This is a genomic window from Flavobacterium sp., from assembly GCF_036405015.1.
Lineage (GTDB): Bacteria > Bacteroidota > Bacteroidia > Flavobacteriales > Flavobacteriaceae > Flavobacterium.
Genome location: NZ_DASWYK010000187.1, coordinates 31,373 through 50,658 on the forward strand (window position 1 = coordinate 31,373; position 19,286 = coordinate 50,658).

Sequence of the window (19,286 nt, forward strand, 5' to 3'; positions counted from 1 at the left end):
CCTGTCGGGTTTGAAATATTATAAAATCCAATTGGAATTTGGAATTTTTAGGATTGGAATTTACCCAACAAGTTCCACAAATTTAAACTCACCGTCCACAACAACTTTTGTCAAACCGTGTTTAGATAAGTTTTTCATTGAAGCATCCCATTTTTTACCGCTTAAGTTAGCAGAAACTTTAAGCTGAGATAAATCCATTTTGTTTTCGTTTCCTTTTAATAAAGTAATGATCACTTTTTCTTCTTCAGTCAATTCGATCTGAGCTTGTTTTTTCTCAGGACGCATTTGCGGGAATAATAAAACCTCTTGAATAGAAGCATTATTTGTCAAATACATAATCAAACGATCCATTCCAATTCCCATTCCAGAAGTTGGAGGCATACCGTATTCTAAAGCTCTTAAGAAATCCTCGTCGATAATTCCGTTTGCTTCATCATCACCTTTTGCTGCCAAACGCATTTGATCTTCAAAACGCTCTCTTTGGTCAATTGGGTCATTTAATTCAGAATAAGCATTTGCGATTTCTTTTCCGCAAACCATTAATTCAAAACGCTCAGTTAAGTCTGGATTATCGCGGTGCTCTTTACAAAGCGGCGACATTTCTTTTGGATAATCAGTAATGAAAGTTGGCTGAATATAATTTCCTTCACATTTTGCTCCAAAAATCTCATCAATTAATTTTCCTTTACCCATTGTTTCGTCAACCTCGATTCCCATTCCGCGTGCTGCTTCAAACAATTCTTGTTCTGTTTTACCAGAAATATCAAAACCAGTAAAATGTTTGATAGAATCTGTCATCGTAACACGAGCGTAAGGCGCTTTAAAGTTGATTGTGTGTTCGCCAAAAGTCACTTCGCTAGTTCCGTTAACGGCAATTGCACAATGCTCTAGTAAGCCTTCTGCAAATTCCATCATCCAATTGTAGTCTTTGTAAGCTACATATATTTCCATTGCAGTAAACTCAGGATTATGCGTTCTGTCCATACCTTCATTACGGAAGTTTCTAGAAAACTCATAAACACCTTCAAATCCACCAACAATTAATCTTTTCAAATACAATTCGTTTGCAATACGCATGTAAAGCGGAATATCAAGCGAGTTGTGGTGCGTAATAAACGGACGTGCAGAAGCACCACCAGGAATTGACTGTAAAACTGGAGTATCAACCTCCAAATATCCTGCATCGTTAAAATAACCACGCATTGCAGTAAATAATTTGGTACGTTTAATAAAAGTTTCTTTAACCTGCGGATTCACAGTTAAATCTACATAACGCATTCTGTAACGCAATTCAGCATCGTTAAAGGCATCGTGTACATTTCCTTCCTCGTCAACTTTTGGCAATGGAAGCGGACGTAACGTTTTACTCAAGAAAGTAAAACCACTCACACGAATACATTTTGCACCAACTTGAGTAGTAAACAATTCACCTTCAATTCCGATAAAATCACCTAAATCGGTTAATTTTTTGAAAACTTGATTGTACAAAGTTTTATCGTCACCTTCGCACAAAACATCACGATTTACGTACAATTGAATACGTCCTTCGCTGTCTTGTAACTCGGCAAAACAAGCTTTACCTTGATCACGAACACTCATTAAACGTCCCGCAACGATCACCTTCTTACCCTCTTCAAACGTTTCCTTTATCTGCTTAGATGTATGATTTACAGGAAAAAGATTAGCCGGATAAGGATTGATTCCTAAGTTGCGTAAGTTCTGAAGTTTTTCTCTTCTAATGATTTCTTGTTCTGATAATGCCATTTTGTGCTATTTTTTTAAGTGTGCAAAGATAAAGAAAAGAATGTAGATTTTAGAATGCAGATTTTAGATTTTTTGCAGCATCAAATTATTGGGTTTCAATTACCTTTAGTCCCGCTATCCATTTCACACGAGCGATAGCGAACTGACGAAGTAATCTTTTGTGCCGAACCCCGGCACAAAAGGATTTCCATTTCTATCGGGGCTAGAGTAGAAGTTTTTGTTTTCAAAAGACATTTTAGTTGGAATGTAGTGAATGAAAAAACTTACTATATTAGCCGTTTAAAACCTTAGAATCTTAAAAAGAAATGAAGTATTTATCCATTTTTTTCTTGTTGCTTTCTTTTATAAGTTGTCAAATTACAGAAACAATAACAATCAATTCAGACGGCAGCGGAGACATTGAGTTAGTTCAACTTCGAGAAGAAAACAGTTATATGCAAATGGTTGGAGAAGAATATTCTAAAGAAAATGTTTTTCAGGATACTACTTATGTTTTCAAAGATTATATAACCAAATACAAAGAGAACTTTCAGAAATATACAGTAGAAGAACAGCAGTTATTTCAAAAATATGCCAATGTGAAAACTCACATTAAAAGAAGTTCATTCGAAAAAGAATTTAGATCTGTTTTTGCTCTTCATTTTAATAAAGTTTCAGAAATTCCAGATTTATTTAAAACAGAAGATTATGCATCCGATATTCAGCATAACTACGCTTTGACAGCCGAAAATCATTATTTCAGAATTGAATACGCTTTTGATGGAAAAGTTTTCAAACGATCGGTTTCCATTATAAATACAACCGAATTTGAAAAAGCAAAAGGCGATTCAGAAAGATTCAAAGCTAAATATGGTGATGCGAAATTGACACAATCTTATGTTTTAAAGTATCATTTTCCTCAAAAAATAAAATCGATTTCGAATCCCCAAGCAATGGTTGCCGCAGACCAAAAATCTTTGACTATAGAATTTCAGCTTGCAGATTGTTTAAAAAATCCCGAAATCACAAATCTTGAAGTTATTTTAGAATAAAAATCAAAATAATTTACAAAACAAAGTATCTTCGTTCGCTCATCAACCTAAATCTAAAATTATGAAAAGAATTCTACTTTGTTTGTTCATTGCATTAAGTATTTCCAGTTGTACCATTAAAGAAAAAGTAACCATAAACGAAGATGGTTCCGGATCCTTCTCATACGGATTTGACATGGCAGGAATGTACAAAATGGGAATGAAGAGTTCTGATACTTTAAAAAATAAAAAAGTTATAGATACAACCTTCAATTTTAAAGAACTTTTCGATAAGGCAAAAGACAGCATTGCAAAATTACCACCCGCTGAAAAAGAAATGCTTAAAATTCTTGAAAATTTCAAAATCAACTTAAAAATCAACGAAGAGAAAAAGCAAATGGAATACAACATGGCTTTTGATTTTCCGAATTTAGATAGTATTCAAAAAATGGCTTCTCCAGCTCAAGCCATGGAAAAGCTAGCATTATCTGATAAAAAAAATCTTGGAGCTTTAAGTGCTGCCCCAAAATCAGAAAGTAAAAGTTCGGCTTCTTTTAAGTATGACGGAAAAGTTTTTGTTAAAACTATCATATCTTCAGAAGACACTAAAAAAGTTCCTTCAAAAGCTAAAAGTAAAAAGAAAGAAAAAGACGAAAATGATCCTTTTTCTGCCAAAATGAACGAAATGCTAAAAGAATGCAAGTATTCAATGGAATATCATTTTCCAAAGAAAATTAAAACTGTTTCTTTAAAAGGTGCTGTAATTGCTCCAGACAAAAAAAGTTTTACTTACGATGCACCATTAGAAAATATGGAAGATAGCAGTAATATGGAAGTAGGTTTTAAAGTAATTTTTGAAGATTAAACAGTAAGATTGTAAAACAGTATTCTTTCAAATAGAGTTCGTATCTTTGATAAAAAATTGTACTCCGATGAAATTATACAAATTACTTAGTTTTTCTTTTTTAATAGCGACATTAACAAGCTGTACTTTTACCGAAAATATTTATATCAACGATAACGGAACTGGGAAATTCTCTGTAGATATGGATGGTTCTGCTTTGATGGAAATGGCGGGAGACCAGATTGCAGGTCAAATGGGAGATACTAAAAAAGATATTGACTCTACTTTTACATTCAAACAAATATTTGAAGAGAAAAAAGACAGTATCGCTAAATTGTCTCCTGAAACTCAAAAAGAACTAAAGAAATTGGAGAATTTTGTTGTTAGTACAAAAATGAGTTCAGAGAAGAAACAGTTTTTAATGACAATGGGAACTGATTTTAAAAATGTAAATGAACTGCAGGATATTCTTCAAACGTTAACTACATTTCAAAGATTAGAAGGAGGAGCAAACGCAAATCCGCTTGGAAATGGTTTTGGGGACAATGGCAGTACATTAGTTTATACTTACGACGGAAAGAAATTTACAAGAAAAGCAACAATAGATCAGCAAAAGTTGGCAGCAAAAGCAAAAGATTCGGCTGCAGATATGTCTAAAATGATGTTTGCTTCGTCAAATTATATTGTAAAATATCATTTCCCAAAAAAGATTAAGAAAGTTTCTAATCCGAACGCATTGTTTAGCGACGATCGAAAATCAATTACAATTCAATACTCTTTTACGGATTATATGGAGAATCCTGACAAACTTAACTTTGATGTTGAGTTTGAAAAATAATTAAAATGAATAAAAAAATCCAACTTCAGGATCTGGGCAAAAAAGATTATAAATCAACTTGGGAATATCAGGAAGAAATCTTCAAAGATATAGTCGATTTAAAAATCAAGAACAGAAGAGAAGAACTTGATCTGCCAACACCCAATTATTTATTATTTGTTGAGCATCCACACGTTTATACTTTAGGTAAAAGCGGTGATTTGGAAAATTTATTATTAAACGAAAAACAACTAGAAGCCAAAGGAGCAACATTCTATAAAATCAATCGTGGTGGTGATATTACATATCACGGACCAGGACAAATTGTGGGATATCCAATTTTGGATTTAGAAAACTTCTTTACCGATATTCATAAATATTTACGTTTGCTTGAAGAATCAATCATTTTGACTTTGGCAGAATATGGTTTAGAATCGGGCAGAAGTGAAGGTGAAACAGGCGTTTGGCTTGGTGTAGGAACTCCGTTTGCACGCAAGATTTGTGCAATGGGTGTGCGTGCCTCGCGTTGGGTAACCATGCACGGATTTGCCTTAAATGTAAATGTTGATTTAGGTTATTTTGATAATATTATTCCGTGTGGAATTCGCGGAAAAGGAGTGACTTCTTTGAATGTAGAACTTGGTGTTGAAAAAGTAGATGAAGAAGAAGTGAAATCTAAAATCATCAAACATTTTACGGAACTTTTTGAAGCTGAATTTGTTTAAAAGAAAAAAACGAGATAAAAAAAGACTTATCATTTTTTGATAAGTCTTTTTTTTTTATTCGAAGAAATTAAGTTCCAGTTGGTCGGGTAAGAGTCTAAAACTCATTCTGTGGTATTTTGTAGTTCCAAATTCTTTAATGGCTTCACGATGTTCTTTGGTTGGATAACCTTTATTTTTTTTCCAGTTGTACATTGGAAATTCTTCATGAATTTGGTTCATGTATTCATCGCGATACGTTTTTGCCAAAACAGATGCTGCGGCAATACTTAAATATTTACCGTCTCCTTTTATAATGCTTTGATTTGGAATAGATTTTAAGAGAGTAATTTCGTCCTGAGAAAATTGTTTTCCGAAAGCATTTTTAAGTCCGAGTTTGGCATTTAAGGAACGGTTTCCGTCAACAATAATAAATTCAGGAACATGTTTTAATTTTAAAATACACTCTTGCATTCCTTTCATAGAAGCATTAAGAATGTTTATTTCGTCAATTTCATCTGGAAATAAATGAGTCACGGCAAAACAAAGCGCTTCTTTTTCTATAATTGGTCTTAAAAGCGCTCTTGCTTTTTCAGATAATTGTTTACTGTCATTTAAAATTGAATTCTCAAAATCAGCTGGAAGAATTATAGCAGCTGCAGTAACTGGACCAGCGAGACATCCTCTGCCAGCTTCGTCTGTTCCGGTTTCTAAAACAAATCCTGAGAAATTTTTTTCGAGCATTTTTTTAGGTTTTTAATAACAAATTAGATGAAATTTTCAGCAAAAATATTCGTTTTCGTACTGTCAGCCAAGGCAATTGTATAAAATGAAGTGTTTTTTTCTTTATTTGTTTTTATAATTTACCTTTGCTTAGCAAATTTGTCAAAATAAATTTATACAAAGCCATCAAATGAGAATATTCATTTTTCTATATCTATTAGTTGTACCAACATTATTGTTTTCTCAGGAAAAAAAGCCAGCTTCTAAAAATAATTTAGATATGAATACGGAATATTCAAGTATTACAGATACCGTAAAAAAGAAAAAACAAAAAATAGCTACGATAGATCAGTACAAAATTGTCACTTTGGAGCACGATACAATTTATGCTGATACATCGCTAACAATTAAAAGTGCTTACAGACAAAATCATCTTAGAAAAGATCTTTTTGGATATCAGGAATTATCAAATATCGGACAACCGTTGAACACTTTGCAATATAGTTTAACGAGTTTTTCTCCTTATCCAGAAATTGGTTTTAACGGAAAACATTTTAATTACATGCAGGCAGATCAAATTAGATATTACTCTGCTGCAACTCCTTTTACAGAATTGTTTTTTAATACAACAATTAATAAAGGTCAAAATGTAGATTCTTTTATCACTTTAAATACTTCCAAAAACCTGAACTTTTCGATTGCCTATAGAGGTTTAAGATCTGAGGGAGATTATATTAATCAATTAGTTAGTGCTGGAAGTTTTAGATTTACAACAAGTTACGCTACTACCAGCAGACGTTATGCTATAAACGCTCACTTTACTTCTCAAGACGTTTTAAATGAGGAAAATGGAGGGATTACAAATGATGATAATTTTGAAAGCGATAATAAAGACTATAAAAACAGACAAAGATTACAGGTTTATTTGACCGATGCAGAATCTCTTTTGAAGGGAAAAAGACTGTTTTTTGATCATGCATTTCGTGTAAATCCAACAGATGGAAGTAATAATTTATATGTAACCCATCAGTTCAATTACGAGAGTAAAACTTATGAATATAAGCAGCCAACAATACTTTCTACGGTTACTGATAATAATAATGTTAGTACGCGAGTAGCACGTTTTGGCGATTCTTATGCAGCTAGCAATATTAATGATAAGACAAAGTATGAAAGGCTTTATAATAAAGCGGGACTAGCTTATGAAAATTCACTTCTGGGGAAATTCAATTTCTTTATAGACGATTACAGATCAAATTATCAATACGAGCGAATTATAATTGATAGTACAGGACATGCTGTACCAGCAAATTTGTATCTGCAATTTAATAATGTTGGAGGACAGTACGAATATCAAAAAAACAAATGGAACGGTAGATTTTTATATTCAAGATCAATTACCAATCAGTCACTTTCTGATTTGGATGCGAAGTTGCGATACGATTTAAATGATAAAATTAAGTTTGATTTTAGATATCGAAACATCAATAAATTACCAAACAATAATTACAATTTGTATCAAAGTAGTTGGGTAGAATACAATTGGTCAAATGATTTTAAAAATGAGAAAATCAATTCGCTTAGTGCTGAAATTCAAACTCCATGGTTGACAGGACAAGTTCAATATACGGTTCTTAAAGATCATTTGTATTTTGCTAATGTTGGTACAGATGCACAAAAAGCAGCCAATATTCAAATTGTCAAGCCACTTCAATATGGGAATGTGATTAATTATTTGGAAATAAAAGCGAGTCGTGAATTTAAATTTGGTCATTTTGCATTAGACAATACACTTTTATATCAAAAAGTAGATCAGTCCGATTTGATTTTAAATGTTCCAGATTTTGTAACCAGAAATACATTTTACTATTCAGGGCATTTCTTCAAAAAAGCATTATTCATGCAGACGGGACTTGTGTTTAATTATTTAACTGAATATTATGGAGATGATTATAACCCTGTTATAGCCGAGTTCTTTGTGCAGCAAAATAAAAAGACAGGTGGTTTTGCAACATTTGATTTCTTTGTAAATGCAAGAATTCGTCAGACAAGATTTTATTTAAAAGCAGAGCATTTCAATGCTTTATTTTCACAAAGTAATTATTATGCAACACCAAATAATCCGTATCGTGATTTTGTATTGCGTTTTGGTTTAGTTTGGAATTTCTTCCAATAAAAACCTACTTTATTTTAAAACCACATATTAAACTTAAATAAAATGGACTTTTCAAATAATATTTTAGAAACAATTGGTAACACACCATTGGTTAAGCTCAACAAAATTGTTGCTGAAATTGATGCGTTAGTATTGGCAAAAGTCGAAACTTTTAATCCAGGTAATTCTGTAAAAGACAGAATGGCTGTGAAAATGATTGAAGATGCAGAAGCTGATGGAAGATTAAAACCAGGAGGAACTATTATTGAAGGAACTTCTGGAAATACAGGAATGGGACTCGCTCTTGTAGCAATCGTAAAAGGATACAAATTGATTTGCGTTATCTCAGATAAACAATCAAAAGAAAAAATGGATATTCTTCGTGCTGTTGGAGCAAAAGTAGTGGTTTGTCCGACAGATGTTGAACCTACAGATCCTCGTTCGTATTATTCAGTTTCAAAACGTTTAGCCGAAGAAACACCAAATTCTTGGTATGTAAACCAATATGATAATATGTCAAATTCATTGGCACATTACGAACAGACTGGACCAGAAATCTGGAAACAGACAGAAGGTAAGATCACTCATTTTGTTGTAGGTGTTGGAACCGGAGGAACGATTTCTGGTGTTGGAAAGTACTTAAAAGAAAAAAATCCAAACATTAAAATTTGGGGAATTGATACTTACGGTTCTGTTTTTAAGAAATACCACGAAACTGGAATTTTTGATGAAAATGAAATTTACTCTTATATCACTGAAGGAATTGGAGAAGATATTTTGCCTAAAAATGTTGATTTTTCTTTAATTGACGGATTTACAAAAGTAACCGATAAAGATGCTGCAGTATATACCAGAAAGATTGCACTTGAAGAAGCCATTTTTGTTGGAAATTCAGCTGGAGCTTGTATTAAAGGATTGTTGCAGTTAAAAGAACATTTTAAACCAGATGATGTTGTTGTGGTTCTGTTTCATGATTCTGGGAGCCGTTATGTTGGAAAAATGTTTAACGATGACTGGATGCGTGAACGCGGATTCCTAGAAGAAAACATAACAAAAGCAGAAGACGTTATTAAAGATCATATTGATAAAGAATTAATTGTTGTTCGTACAGAAGAACTGGTTTCGCATGCCATTGAGCGTATGCGTAAGTATAAAATATCTCAAATTCCTGTTGTGGATATCAATGGTTTTGTGGGTTCTGTAGATGAAACAGATTTGTTTAGAAGTTACGTTGCAGATAAAAATGTGGCCGAAAAACCAATTAAAGAGGTAATGGGAAAACCTTTTCCAATTGTAAAATTAGGAACTCCAATTGAAGAAGTATCAAAACTTTTTACCAAAGAAAATGATGCGGTTTTAGTTGATTTAGGAAACGGAAATCACCATATTATTACAAAGTATGATATTATTGGTTCTATAAAATAAACCTTCTATAAAAATAAATGAATCCATAAATTTGATTGCTTTTGTAATCAGGTTTATGGATTTCTCTTTTAAAAATATAAAATGAATTTTACAGCAATAGATTTTTAAACAGCTACAGGTTATCATCCTTGTTCTGTTGGAATTGTGACAGTTGAAAATGGAATAATTGTAGACGAATATGTATCATTAATAAAACCGCCAAACAACGAATACAGTCCGTTTACAATTCGTGTTCACGGAATTTATCCGAAAGATACTGCCAATGCTAAATCTTTTTTTCAGATTTATCCAGAGATTGAAAAGCGATTGAAAAATCGTGTTGTAGTAGCACACAACGAAAGTTTTGACCGAAATGTTTTGATGAAATCAATGCTGTTGCATGGTTTGGTTTATGAAGATTTAAACATTGCTACAAAATGGGAATGCACTGTAAAAATTTATAAAGCTAAAGGTGTAAAACCAACTAAATTAAGTGATTGTTGTCGAGAAATGAAGATTCAGCTGAATCACCACGAAGCTTTGTCTGACGCAAGAGCTTGTGCAAAATTATATATGCTTCGTTAAATAATTTATTTTTGTAAGAATAATTTTAAAATTTTGTTATTTTTAGATTTTGTAAATTGTTATAAGATCTAAAAAAATGAAAGAAGACTTTCTTCATTATCTCTGGAAATTCAAAAAGTTTAATACTTTAAATTTAAAAACAGCTCAGGGCGAATTAATCACAATTTTGAAAACGGGTGATTATTTGGAGCTTTCGGGACCTGATTTTTTTAATGCTCATATTGAAATAGGAAATCAGAAATGGGCAGGAAATGTAGAAATTCATGTCAAATCATCTGATTGGTATCTGCACAATCACGAAAATGATCCTGCATACAAAAACGTAATTCTACATGTAGTTTGGGAAAATGATACGGCTATTTTTAGAGAAGATAATTCAGAAATTCCTGTTCTGGTTCTTAAAGATTATGTTGGTAAAGAAATGGTATCCAATTATGCTGAATTGATCTCGCCTAAAACATGGATTTCATGTGAGAAACAAATTAAAGATATTGATAATTTTGTTTTTAAAAATTGGCAGGAAAGATTGTTTTTTGAGCGTTTGGAACGTAAATCAAAGTTTATTTATGAATTACTAGAAGAAACCAATCAGGATTGGGAGAGTGTATTGTTTTGCCTCTTGGCTAAGAATTTTGGTTTAAATACAAATGGTACTTCTTTTCTTCAAATTGCCAAATCAATTCCGTTTTCAATTATCAGAAAAGAAAGTTTTGAACATGAAAACTTAGAAGCTTTATTCTTTGGAACAGCGAGTTTGTTAGAAGCAGAAAAAGAAGATGTGTATTTTAAAGATTTAAAATTTAGATATTTTTATTTGCTCCATAAATATCAGTTAGAGCGAACGTTTGTTGAACCGGTTCAGTTTTTTAAACATCGTCCAGATAATTTTCCAACTATACGACTTTCCCAATTAGCAAGTTTCTATCAAAAACTCCCAAACTTGTTTTCTAAAATAATAGAGTTGAAAACACTTAATGGAGTATATGACTTACTGCAAGTTTCGGCAAGCACTTATTGGCTGAATCACTATCAGTTTGACAAAGAAAGCCCGAAGAAATCAAAGTTGCTTTCAAAGTCATTTTTAGATTTAATCGTTATAAATACAATCATTCCTATTCAGTTTGCTTATTCTAGTAGTTTAGGAGAATCAATTGCAGAAGATTTGATTGATTTTATGAATGAAGTAGCTTCGGAGAAAAATGCAATAATAGATAAGTTTAATTCATTTGGGATAAAATCAAGAACTGCATTTGAAAGTCAGTCTTTGTTAGAACTCAAAAATGAATATTGTAATTATAAAGCTTGTTTAAAATGTGCGGTAGGAATGGAACTACTCAAAAACAATTAGAAAATTAGCAAATAAGATTATGAGATAATTTGTATTTTTGTGAATCTAAAAAAATATAAATGTCAGCTATTTTAAAACTTAAGTTCTTTTTTGAAAAATATGGTTTTCATGTTTCTTCAAGATTAGCAGATAAACTAGGAATGCGTGTTACAAGCGTGAGATTGTTTTTTATCTACATTTCGTTTGTTACAGCTGGTTTAGGTTTTGGAGTTTATCTGACACTCGCTTTTTGGATTCGATTAAAGGATCTAATTCGCTCTAAAAGAACATCAGTATTTGATTTATAAAAAAAAGGCTCCAAATTTAATTGGAGCCTTTCTATTTTTAAAATAATATTTCTATTCTTCAGTTGGATCATTAAGTCTTGATCTTTTCTTGCTATATCCAAAGTAAACCAGAATACCAATTATAAGCCATCCAAATGATAATAATTGAGCATCTAAACTTAAATTGAAAATTAAATAAGAATTAATTGCGATTCCTAAAACAGCAATAACTGGTAAAGCAGGAACTTTAAAAGTTCTGTTTAATCCAGGTTGTTTTACTCTTAAAATCCAAACTGCGATACAAACCATTGTAAAGGCAAATAAAGTACCAAAACTTGTCATGTCAGCTAATTTGTTGATTGGTGTAAATGCAGCAACGGTTGCGATAATACCACCTAAAATCATTAAGTTCGTTTTTGGAGTTCCAGAAATAGGATTTACTTTAGAAAAAACAGGAGGAATCAATCCATCTTTAGACATACCCAAGAAAATTCTAGATTGTCCCATAATCATTACCATTAATACAGAAATCAAACCAATAGTAGCAGCAACAGTAATAATAGAACCAGCCCAGCCTTGTCCTGCAATATCAAAAGCATAAGCTACAGGAGCTTTGATAGCTTCAGGGTATTTTCCTAGTGGATTAAAATCTTGGTAATTCATCATTCCTGTTAATACTAATGAAACAAGAATGTATAAAGTAGTACAAATCAATAAAGAAGCAATAATTGCAAATGGAACGTCTTTTTTCGGGTTGATAGCTTCTCCAGCTTGTGTCGAAACGGCATCAAAACCAACATAAGCAAAGAAAATTGCAGCAGCTCCAGAAACAATTCCACCAATTCCGTAAGCATTATGAGTGGTTTCTTTTTCTATAATCTGTGTTGCTTCAGGAATAAATGGGCTCCAGTTTGCTGTATTGATAAAGAAAAGACCAGCTATAATTACAAATATTACTGCAGATACTTTTAAGATTACAATAGCATTATTTGCTTTAGCAGCACTTTTTGTTCCTTTAATAAGTAATGAAATAACTAATATAACAATCAGGAAAGCAGGAAGATTCATAGAAAAACCTTCGCCAGTATAACTTGCTGGATCTGTAGTTAGCCAATCAGGAAGCTTGATGTGAAACAATTTAAGTAATTTATTAAAGTATCCGGACCAGGAAACAGCTACGGTCATAGAACCCATTGCATATTCCAGAATAAGTCCCCAGCCAATTATCCAGGCAAAAACTTCTCCGATAGTACCATAAGCATAAGCATAAGCAGATCCTTCAACAGGTAAAATGGAAGCAAATTCAGAATAGCAAAGAGCTGCAAAAACACAGGCAATACCTGCAATAATAAACGAAATTGCTAATGCCGGACCTGCATGATAATAAGCCCCTGTACCTGTAAGTACAAAAATTCCTCCACCGATAATGGCACCAACACCAATGGCAGTAAGACTCCATTTTCCAAGGACTCTCTTTAAATCACTTTTTTTCATATCGGCCTCAAAGGCTGATATAGGTTTAACTCTCCAAATTGACATACTATTTTATTGGTTTATTTGTTATTAAGTGCCAAATGTATTGTTTTTTGTAAAAAATAAAAACAATTATCATGTTTTAAGTTATAAAATCTTTATTTTTTTTAGAGGACTCTCAAGAAACTTTCTGTAAGTATTGATATTCATTAATTTAATTGACCTTTTCTAACAGAATCAATAATTTTTTAAAAACTACTTTTCTTACTAATTTTCTTAATAGATTTGAAAGTTTTTTCTTTCTTTATTTTTGAAAATGTTTTTTGTTATGAATTTTAGGTCTTTTAAATTGTATTTCCATTTTACAAAATATCAGCGAACTGGTATTTTTTTACTCTTTATTATCATAATAGGATTGCAGTTGTTTTATCTGTTCTCTGATTTTAATGTTTCAGAACAAACAAATCCTGAAAAAGAAAAATGGCTTTCTTTACAATCTGAAATTGACAATGAAAAAGCGGTAAAGAAAAATACAAAACCAACGATTTTTTTGTTTAATCCAAATTTTATTTCTGATTATAAAGGATATAAACTTGGAATGACTGTACAAGAAATAGATCGTTTAATGGCATTTCGGAAACAAAATAAATTTGTAAATTCTGCAGAAGAGTTTCAGAAGGTAACAGGTATTTCGGATTCATTATTAAATAAAATTTCTCCTTTATTTAAATTTCCAAATTGGGTACAACATAAAACAGAGTTTAAATCGAATAAACCTGATTTTGTAAAAAAGGAATTTCCGAAAAAAGAAAAACTTCCTGTGTTAGATATCAATCAGGCAACTCAAGAAGATTTAATGAAGATATACGGAATAGGCGAAGGTTTGTCATCAAGAATATTAAAGCAAAAAGAAATTTTAGGTTGTTTTGTTTCAATGGAGCAAATGAAAGATATCTGGGGGCTTTCGCCTGAGGTTGTGAGCGAATTAAATAGTCATTTTAAAGCTATAATTCCTCCGACATTAAAGAAAATAAACGTAAACGATGCGTCTTTAAAAGAATTGGCTCAATTTTCTTATTTCAGATATGGATTGGCAAAACAAATTGTAACTTATAGAAGCATGAACGGAAATTTTGAAAATATTGAGGATTTAGCAAAAATTAAAGATTTTCCTGTTGAAAAAGCAAAAATAATTAGTTTATATTTGGAGTTCTAAAAGAAACTAACTCATGAACTTTGATTACAACGAAACACAACTAATGATTGCTCAGTCTATAAAAGACTTTGCAGAAAAAAATATTAGACCTTATATAATGGAATGGGATGAAGCACAAATTTTTCCAATTCCATTGTTCAAGCAACTTGGGGAGATGGGCTTCATGGGAGTTTTAGTACCAGAAGAATATGGAGGTTCAGGTTTAGGTTATCACGAATATGTGACAGTAGTAGAAGAAATTTCAAAAGTAGATCCTTCAATAGGATTATCGGTTGCAGCGCATAATTCGTTATGTACCAATCATATTTTAACTTTTGGAAACGAAGAGCAAAAGAAAAAATGGTTGCCAAAATTAGCAACTGCAGAATATATTGGTGCTTGGGGTTTAACAGAACACAATACAGGATCTGATGCGGGAGGAATGAATACAACTGCAGTAAAAGATGGAGATCACTGGATTGTAAATGGAGCAAAAAACTTTATAACACATGCAATTTCAGGAGATATTGCCGTTGTGGTAGTTCGTACCGGCGAAAAAGGAGATTCTAAAGGAATGACTGCTTTTGTTTTTGAAAAAGGAATGAAAGGCTTTTCGTCAGGAAAAAAAGAAAACAAACTTGGAATGCGTGCCAGTGAAACTGCAGAATTGGTTTTTGATAATTGTCGTGTTCCCGATGCAAATAGACTAGGTGAAGTTGGTCAAGGTTTTGTTCAGGCAATGAAAATTCTTGATGGCGGAAGAATCTCTATTGGTGCTTTGTCCTTAGGAATTGCAAAAGGAGCATATGAGGCTGCATTAAAATATTCAAAAGAAAGACATCAGTTTGGTCAGCCTATAAGTAATTTTCAGGGAATTTCTTTTAAACTCGCAGATATGGCAACAGAAATCGAAGCTTCGGAATTATTGCTTCAAAAGGCTGCTTTTTTAAAACAACAGCATAAAGAGGTTACAACAGCAGGAGCTATGGCAAAAATGTATGCTTCAGAAGCTTGTGTCAAAATTGCTAATGATGCTGTCCAAATTCACGGAGGTTATGGTTATACAAAAGATTTTCCTGTAGAAAAGTTTTACCGAGATTCTAAACTTTGTACCATAGGAGAAGGAACAACTGAAATTCAAAAGGTTGTTATTTCTAGAAATTTATTAAAAAGATAGTAATATTTTGGGCGTGCCCTTAAAAACAAAAGCCATTTAGCAGGTGCAGAGTGGCTTTTGTTTTTAAGGTCGGGCTTTTCACTGCAATCTTTTTGTTTTTAAAGAAAAAACAAAAAGGATTTCCGTTGCAATCCCTCACGCATACAGGTAAAATGGAGTTTATGGAAAATAATTTAATATTTATAGCTTATAATTAATAATTAATTTTTACTTTTGCAGCCTTAACGAGAGGAGGTGTCTATATTATGTTAATTATACCAATTAAAGACGGAGAAAATATCGATAGAGCATTAAAGCGCTATAAAAGAAAATTTGATAAAACAGGAACTGTTCGTCAATTAAGAGCACGTACTGCTTTTATTAAGCCTTCTGTTATCAAAAGAGCTCAAATTCAAAAAGCTGCTTACATTCAAGGTTTGAAAGATAGCTTAGAAAGTTAATATTTAGCTTTTCAAAAATAATTACCGTTAGTGATCAAAATGTTTTAATTTTGATTCTAACGGTTTTTTTGTGCTTATAATAGTCGGTTTTTAATTTGTATGAAAACAAATAAAGAAAGTTTTAAGGATTATCTTTTGTTGGAGAAAAAATATTCTCCTCATACTGTGCAGGCGTATTTGAAAGATGTGGAAGCTTTTGAGGTTTTTGTTAAAGAAGAGTTTGAGCAGGATAGTATTGACTTGGTTAATTATGGTCAAGTTAGAAGTTGGATTGTTGCCTTGGTAGATCAAAATGTTTCGAATGTTACGGTAAATCGGAAAATGGCTTCTTTGAAGGCTTTTTATAAGTTTCTTTTAAAGTCAAAACAAATTGAGGTTAATCCGATGCTGAAGCATAAATCTTTAAAAATGCCAAAAGTGGTTCAGGTTCCTTTTTCTGAGAAAGAATTGAGTGATTTGTTGACTGAAATGGAGCTTCCAGTTGGTTTTGAAGAAATTCGGGATAAGTTGATTGTAGAGATGTTTTATGTGACTGGAATGCGTCGTGCGGAGTTGATTCATTTAATGATTAAAAATGTGGATCTTTCATCTGGTGTTGTAAAGGTTTTAGGAAAAAGAAATAAAGAGCGTATCGTTCCGATTCTTCCAATTATAACAGATCAAATCAGGTTGTATATAAAGGAACGCGAGGATTTGAGTGATGTTGTTGATTCTGACTATTTTTTTCTTTCAAAGAAAGGGTTAAAATTGAGCGAATCTTTTGTTTATCGTTTAATAAATTCATACTTTAGTAGGGTCTCAGAAAAGGTTAAAAAAAGTCCGCATGTGCTTCGGCATACTTTTGCAACTCACTTGTTGAATAACGGGGCAGATTTGAATTCAGTTAAAGAGTTATTAGGGCATTCTAGTTTGGCGTCTACGCAAGTTTATACTCATAATAGTTTGGCGGAGCTTAAAAAAGTGTATAAAGGAGCGCATCCTAGAAATAAGTAATGATTCTAAAATGTTAATCCTAAAATTTTTATTATGAAGGTAGATGTTCATGCAGTTAATTTTACTGTCGACAGAAAATTGGTCGATTTTATCCAAGAAAGAATGGGTAAGCTGGAAAAATACTACGATCGAGTGGTTTCATCAGATGTTTTTTTAAAAGTTGAAAGAACAAGTGATAAAGAGAATAAGGTGGTGGAGATAAAGATTAATGTTCCTGGTGATGATTTTCTGGTGAAAAAACAGTGTAAAACTTTTGAAGAAGCGGTTGAGCTTTCGGCAGAATCGTTAGAACGTTTGCTTGTAAAAAGGAAAGAAAAAATAAGAGCGCATATATAATTGAAATTTTTTTCAAAAAATGTTTTGATTAAAAGATAAAATAGCTACATTTGCAGTCCGTTAGAAATAGCGGACTTTTTTAATGTATTCGCCGATGTAGCTCAGCTGGCTAGAGCAGCTGATTTGTAATCAGCAGGTCGTGGGTTCGAGTCCCTCTATCGGCTCAAAATATTTCAAATGCGATTTGAAATTGGTTCTTTAAAATAATGGAATTTTAAAAATTAGGGGAGATACTCAAGCGGCCAACGAGGGCAGACTGTAAATCTGCTGTGTGAACTTCGCAGGTTCGAATCCTGCTCTCCCCACTAAAAAGAAGTTAAGGTTTTGGGTTGTAGGTTTTAGATTAATAAAATCTAAAATTTGAAATCTGAATTCTAAAATCAGAACTCTCTGCCGGTGTAGCTCAGGGGTAGAGTGCTTCCTTGGTAAGGAAGAGGTCTCGGGTTCAAATCCCGACATTGGCTCAAGTAAGTAGGAAATTGAAAATTAATATATAACTAAGATTAAAAATTAAGTAAAATGGCAAAGGAGAATTTTAATCGTTCCAAACCGCACTTAAACATAGGTACAATTGGACACGTAGATCACGGAAAAACTACATTAACTGCTGCAATTACTAAAGTATTGTCAGATGCTGGTTACTGTCAAGCAAAATCGTTTGATCAAATCGATAACGCTCCAGAGGAGAAAGAAAGAGGTATTACTATTAATACATCACACGTTGAGTACGAAACTGCTAACCGTCACTACGCTCACGTTGACTGTCCAGGTCACGCGGATTACGTTAAGAACATGGTTACTGGTGCTGCTCAGATGGACGGTGCTATCTTAGTAGTTGCTGCTACAGATGGTCCAATGCCACAAACTCGTGAGCACATCCTTTTAGGACGTCAGGTAGGTATTCCAAGAATCGTTGTTTTCATGAACAAAGTGGATATGGTTGATGATGCTGAGTTATTAGAGCTTGTTGAAATGGAAATTAGAGATTTATTATCTTTCTACGAATATGATGGAGATAATGGTCCTGTAGTTCAAGGTTCTGCTTTAGGAGGATTAAACAATGATCCAAACTGGGTACCTAAAATTATCGAATTAATGGAAGCTGTTGATGCTTGGATCGAAGAGCCAGTACGTGACGTTGCTAAACCATTCTTGATGCCAGTTGAGGACGTATTTACAATTACAGGTCGTGGAACTGTTGCTACAGGTCGTATCGAAACTGGAGTTGCTAACACTGGAGATCCTGTTGAAATCATCGGTATGGGAGCTGAAAAATTAACTTCTACTATTACAGGAGTTGAGATGTTCCGTAAAATCCTTGATAGAGGTGAAGCTGGAGATAACGTAGGTTTATTGTTAAGAGGTATTGATAAAGCTGATATCAAAAGAGGTATGGTTATTATTAAGCCAGGTTCAGTAAAACCACACTCTAAATTCAAAGCTGAGGTTTATATCTTGAAAAAAGAAGAAGGTGGACGTCACACTCCATTCCACAATAACTACCGTCCACAGTTCTACGTACGTACAACTGACGTAACAGGAGTTATTTCTTTACCAGCAGGTGTAGAGATGGTAATGCCAGGTGATAACTTAACTATCGAGGTTGCTTTATTAAGCCCAATCGCTATGAACGTAGGTTTACGTTTCGCTATCCGTGAGGGTGGTAGAACAGTTGGTGCTGGTCAGGTTACTGAAATCGTAGAGTAATTCTATTAAAATAAAAGAGAAGCCAGTGATTATTTTTTAATCACTGGCTTTAATTACGGGCGTAGTTCAAGGGTAGAATAGCGGTCTCCAAAACCGTTGATGGGGGTTCGAATCCCTCCGCCCGTGCAATAAAAAATATATCAAATGACAAAAGTTACTAATTATTTATCAGAGGCTTTCGAAGAGTTAAAGTCAAATGTTACTTGGCCAGCTTGGGCTGAAGTACAAAAATTAACAATTGTTGTGGCTGTATTTTCGATCTTATTCGCTTTGGCAACTTGGGGAGTAGACGAATTTTTTGCAAAAGCTTTGGCTGGATTTTTTAACTGGTTAAAAGGATAATTTTTT

The 19,286-nt window shown here is 32.8% G+C and carries 18 protein-coding genes, 4 tRNA genes and 1 pseudogene; 20 read left to right on the top strand and 3 right to left on the bottom strand.

Translation table 11 applies throughout. The features are described from left to right. Window positions 1-60: 60 nt before the first annotated feature. The gene (gene lysS / locus VGE71_RS15840) at window positions 61-1,764 is read right to left on the bottom strand and encodes a lysine--tRNA ligase (protein WP_331139217.1); all 1,704 of its coding nucleotides are present in this window, start codon (window positions 1,762-1,764) and stop codon (window positions 61-63) included. A 305-nt stretch (window positions 1,765-2,069) separates the two neighbouring features. Here lysS and VGE71_RS15845 point away from each other — a divergent pair, with 305 nt between their 5' ends. The 4 genes from VGE71_RS15845 (at window position 2,070) to lipB (ending at window position 5,160) form a co-directional block, all read left to right on the top strand. Then, window positions 2,070-2,795 carry a hypothetical protein gene (locus VGE71_RS15845; protein ID WP_331139218.1) on the top strand — a complete coding sequence of 242 codons (726 nt, stop codon included), beginning with the start codon at window positions 2,070-2,072 and terminating at the stop codon, window positions 2,793-2,795. A 61-nt stretch (window positions 2,796-2,856) separates the two neighbouring features. Next, window positions 2,857-3,639: a hypothetical protein gene (locus VGE71_RS15850; protein WP_331139219.1), complete on the top strand. Its 783-nt coding sequence runs from the start codon at window positions 2,857-2,859 to the stop codon at window positions 3,637-3,639. A 67-nt stretch (window positions 3,640-3,706) separates the two neighbouring features. Continuing rightward, window positions 3,707-4,456, top strand: a complete 750-nt coding sequence (locus VGE71_RS15855) for a hypothetical protein (protein ID WP_331139220.1) — start codon at window positions 3,707-3,709, stop codon at window positions 4,454-4,456. Window positions 4,457-4,461: 5 nt separating this feature from the next. Then, window positions 4,462-5,160 carry a lipoyl(octanoyl) transferase LipB gene (gene lipB, locus VGE71_RS15860; protein ID WP_144215168.1) on the top strand — a complete coding sequence of 233 codons (699 nt, stop codon included), beginning with the start codon at window positions 4,462-4,464 and terminating at the stop codon, window positions 5,158-5,160. 54 nt (window positions 5,161-5,214) lie between these two features. Here the strand turns inward: lipB and VGE71_RS15865 are convergent, their stop codons facing one another. Continuing rightward, window positions 5,215-5,880, bottom strand: a complete 666-nt coding sequence (locus tag VGE71_RS15865; RefSeq protein ID WP_331139221.1) for a ribonuclease HII — start codon at window positions 5,878-5,880, stop codon at window positions 5,215-5,217. A 169-nt stretch (window positions 5,881-6,049) separates the two neighbouring features. Between VGE71_RS15865 and VGE71_RS15870 the strand changes: the two genes are divergently transcribed. The 5 genes and pseudogenes from VGE71_RS15870 to VGE71_RS15890 all read left to right on the top strand — a co-directional run bounded on the left by VGE71_RS15870 (window position 6,050) and on the right by VGE71_RS15890 (window position 11,638). After that, window positions 6,050-8,035: a putative porin gene (locus VGE71_RS15870; protein WP_331139222.1), complete on the top strand. Its 1,986-nt coding sequence runs from the start codon at window positions 6,050-6,052 to the stop codon at window positions 8,033-8,035. Window positions 8,036-8,077: 42 nt separating this feature from the next. Further along, a complete protein-coding gene (locus VGE71_RS15875) occupies window positions 8,078-9,439 on the top strand; it encodes a pyridoxal-phosphate dependent enzyme (RefSeq protein WP_331139223.1) in 1,362 nt (453 codons plus the stop codon). 81 nt (window positions 9,440-9,520) lie between these two features. Then, window positions 9,521-10,003, top strand: a pseudogene (locus VGE71_RS15880) (3'-5' exonuclease). 76 nt (window positions 10,004-10,079) lie between these two features. After that, complete coding sequence (locus VGE71_RS15885; protein ID WP_331139224.1) at window positions 10,080-11,351, top strand: DUF2851 family protein; 1,272 nt, start codon at window positions 10,080-10,082, stop codon at window positions 11,349-11,351. Between the two features lie 59 nt (window positions 11,352-11,410). Next, window positions 11,411-11,638: a PspC family transcriptional regulator gene (locus VGE71_RS15890; RefSeq protein ID WP_008466940.1), complete on the top strand. Its 228-nt coding sequence runs from the start codon at window positions 11,411-11,413 to the stop codon at window positions 11,636-11,638. A 51-nt stretch (window positions 11,639-11,689) separates the two neighbouring features. Here the strand turns inward: VGE71_RS15890 and VGE71_RS15895 are convergent, their stop codons facing one another. After that, on the bottom strand, window positions 11,690-13,156 hold the full coding sequence (locus tag VGE71_RS15895) for an APC family permease (RefSeq protein ID WP_331139225.1): 1,467 nt from the start codon (window positions 13,154-13,156) through the stop codon (window positions 11,690-11,692). A gap of 262 nt (window positions 13,157-13,418) precedes the next feature. Between VGE71_RS15895 and VGE71_RS15900 the strand changes: the two genes are divergently transcribed. The 11 genes from VGE71_RS15900 to secE all read left to right on the top strand — a co-directional run bounded on the left by VGE71_RS15900 (window position 13,419) and on the right by secE (window position 19,280). Continuing rightward, window positions 13,419-14,306, top strand: a complete 888-nt coding sequence (locus tag VGE71_RS15900) for a helix-hairpin-helix domain-containing protein (RefSeq protein ID WP_331139226.1) — start codon at window positions 13,419-13,421, stop codon at window positions 14,304-14,306. A gap of 13 nt (window positions 14,307-14,319) precedes the next feature. After that, a complete protein-coding gene (locus VGE71_RS15905; RefSeq protein ID WP_331139227.1) occupies window positions 14,320-15,462 on the top strand; it encodes an acyl-CoA dehydrogenase family protein in 1,143 nt (380 codons plus the stop codon). Between the two features lie 245 nt (window positions 15,463-15,707). Beyond that, window positions 15,708-15,902: a 30S ribosomal protein S21 gene (gene rpsU, locus VGE71_RS15910; protein ID WP_026730435.1), complete on the top strand. Its 195-nt coding sequence runs from the start codon at window positions 15,708-15,710 to the stop codon at window positions 15,900-15,902. A gap of 99 nt (window positions 15,903-16,001) precedes the next feature. Beyond that, window positions 16,002-16,895 (top strand): tyrosine-type recombinase/integrase, encoded by an 894-nt coding sequence (locus VGE71_RS15915; protein ID WP_331139228.1) that lies wholly within the window; start codon window positions 16,002-16,004, stop codon window positions 16,893-16,895. A 33-nt stretch (window positions 16,896-16,928) separates the two neighbouring features. Then, the gene (gene hpf, locus VGE71_RS15920) at window positions 16,929-17,231 is read left to right on the top strand and encodes a ribosome hibernation-promoting factor, HPF/YfiA family (protein ID WP_008466930.1); all 303 of its coding nucleotides are present in this window, start codon (window positions 16,929-16,931) and stop codon (window positions 17,229-17,231) included. Window positions 17,232-17,321: 90 nt separating this feature from the next. Beyond that, a tRNA-Thr gene (locus VGE71_RS15925) sits at window positions 17,322-17,395 on the top strand. 60 nt (window positions 17,396-17,455) lie between these two features. Continuing rightward, window positions 17,456-17,536, top strand: a tRNA-Tyr gene (locus VGE71_RS15930). Window positions 17,537-17,623: 87 nt separating this feature from the next. Next, a tRNA-Thr gene (locus VGE71_RS15935) sits at window positions 17,624-17,695 on the top strand. Between the two features lie 55 nt (window positions 17,696-17,750). Further along, window positions 17,751-18,938 (top strand): elongation factor Tu, encoded by a 1,188-nt coding sequence (tuf, locus tag VGE71_RS15940; protein ID WP_331139229.1) that lies wholly within the window; start codon window positions 17,751-17,753, stop codon window positions 18,936-18,938. 55 nt (window positions 18,939-18,993) lie between these two features. Further along, window positions 18,994-19,064, top strand: a tRNA-Trp gene (locus tag VGE71_RS15945). Window positions 19,065-19,082: 18 nt separating this feature from the next. Then, window positions 19,083-19,280 carry a preprotein translocase subunit SecE gene (gene secE / locus VGE71_RS15950; protein WP_008466927.1) on the top strand — a complete coding sequence of 66 codons (198 nt, stop codon included), beginning with the start codon at window positions 19,083-19,085 and terminating at the stop codon, window positions 19,278-19,280. The last annotated feature ends 6 nt before the right edge of the window (window positions 19,281-19,286 follow it).

Coding starts and splice junctions, on each gene's coding strand:
- lysS (WP_331139217.1), bottom strand. CDS start 1,764: ATGGCATTATCAGAACAAGAAATCATTAGAAGAGAAAAACTTCAGAAC.
- VGE71_RS15845 (WP_331139218.1), top strand. CDS start 2,070: ATGAAGTATTTATCCATTTTTTTCTTGTTGCTTTCTTTTATAAGTTGT.
- VGE71_RS15850 (WP_331139219.1), top strand. CDS start 2,857: ATGAAAAGAATTCTACTTTGTTTGTTCATTGCATTAAGTATTTCCAGT.
- VGE71_RS15855 (WP_331139220.1), top strand. CDS start 3,707: ATGAAATTATACAAATTACTTAGTTTTTCTTTTTTAATAGCGACATTA.
- lipB (WP_144215168.1), top strand. CDS start 4,462: ATGAATAAAAAAATCCAACTTCAGGATCTGGGCAAAAAAGATTATAAA.
- VGE71_RS15865 (WP_331139221.1), bottom strand. CDS start 5,880: ATGCTCGAAAAAAATTTCTCAGGATTTGTTTTAGAAACCGGAACAGAC.
- VGE71_RS15870 (WP_331139222.1), top strand. CDS start 6,050: ATGAGAATATTCATTTTTCTATATCTATTAGTTGTACCAACATTATTG.
- VGE71_RS15875 (WP_331139223.1), top strand. CDS start 8,078: ATGGACTTTTCAAATAATATTTTAGAAACAATTGGTAACACACCATTG.
- VGE71_RS15885 (WP_331139224.1), top strand. CDS start 10,080: ATGAAAGAAGACTTTCTTCATTATCTCTGGAAATTCAAAAAGTTTAAT.
- VGE71_RS15890 (WP_008466940.1), top strand. CDS start 11,411: ATGTCAGCTATTTTAAAACTTAAGTTCTTTTTTGAAAAATATGGTTTT.
- VGE71_RS15895 (WP_331139225.1), bottom strand. CDS start 13,156: ATGTCAATTTGGAGAGTTAAACCTATATCAGCCTTTGAGGCCGATATG.
- VGE71_RS15900 (WP_331139226.1), top strand. CDS start 13,419: ATGAATTTTAGGTCTTTTAAATTGTATTTCCATTTTACAAAATATCAG.
- VGE71_RS15905 (WP_331139227.1), top strand. CDS start 14,320: ATGAACTTTGATTACAACGAAACACAACTAATGATTGCTCAGTCTATA.
- rpsU (WP_026730435.1), top strand. CDS start 15,708: ATGTTAATTATACCAATTAAAGACGGAGAAAATATCGATAGAGCATTA.
- VGE71_RS15915 (WP_331139228.1), top strand. CDS start 16,002: ATGAAAACAAATAAAGAAAGTTTTAAGGATTATCTTTTGTTGGAGAAA.
- hpf (WP_008466930.1), top strand. CDS start 16,929: ATGAAGGTAGATGTTCATGCAGTTAATTTTACTGTCGACAGAAAATTG.
- tuf (WP_331139229.1), top strand. CDS start 17,751: ATGGCAAAGGAGAATTTTAATCGTTCCAAACCGCACTTAAACATAGGT.
- secE (WP_008466927.1), top strand. CDS start 19,083: ATGACAAAAGTTACTAATTATTTATCAGAGGCTTTCGAAGAGTTAAAG.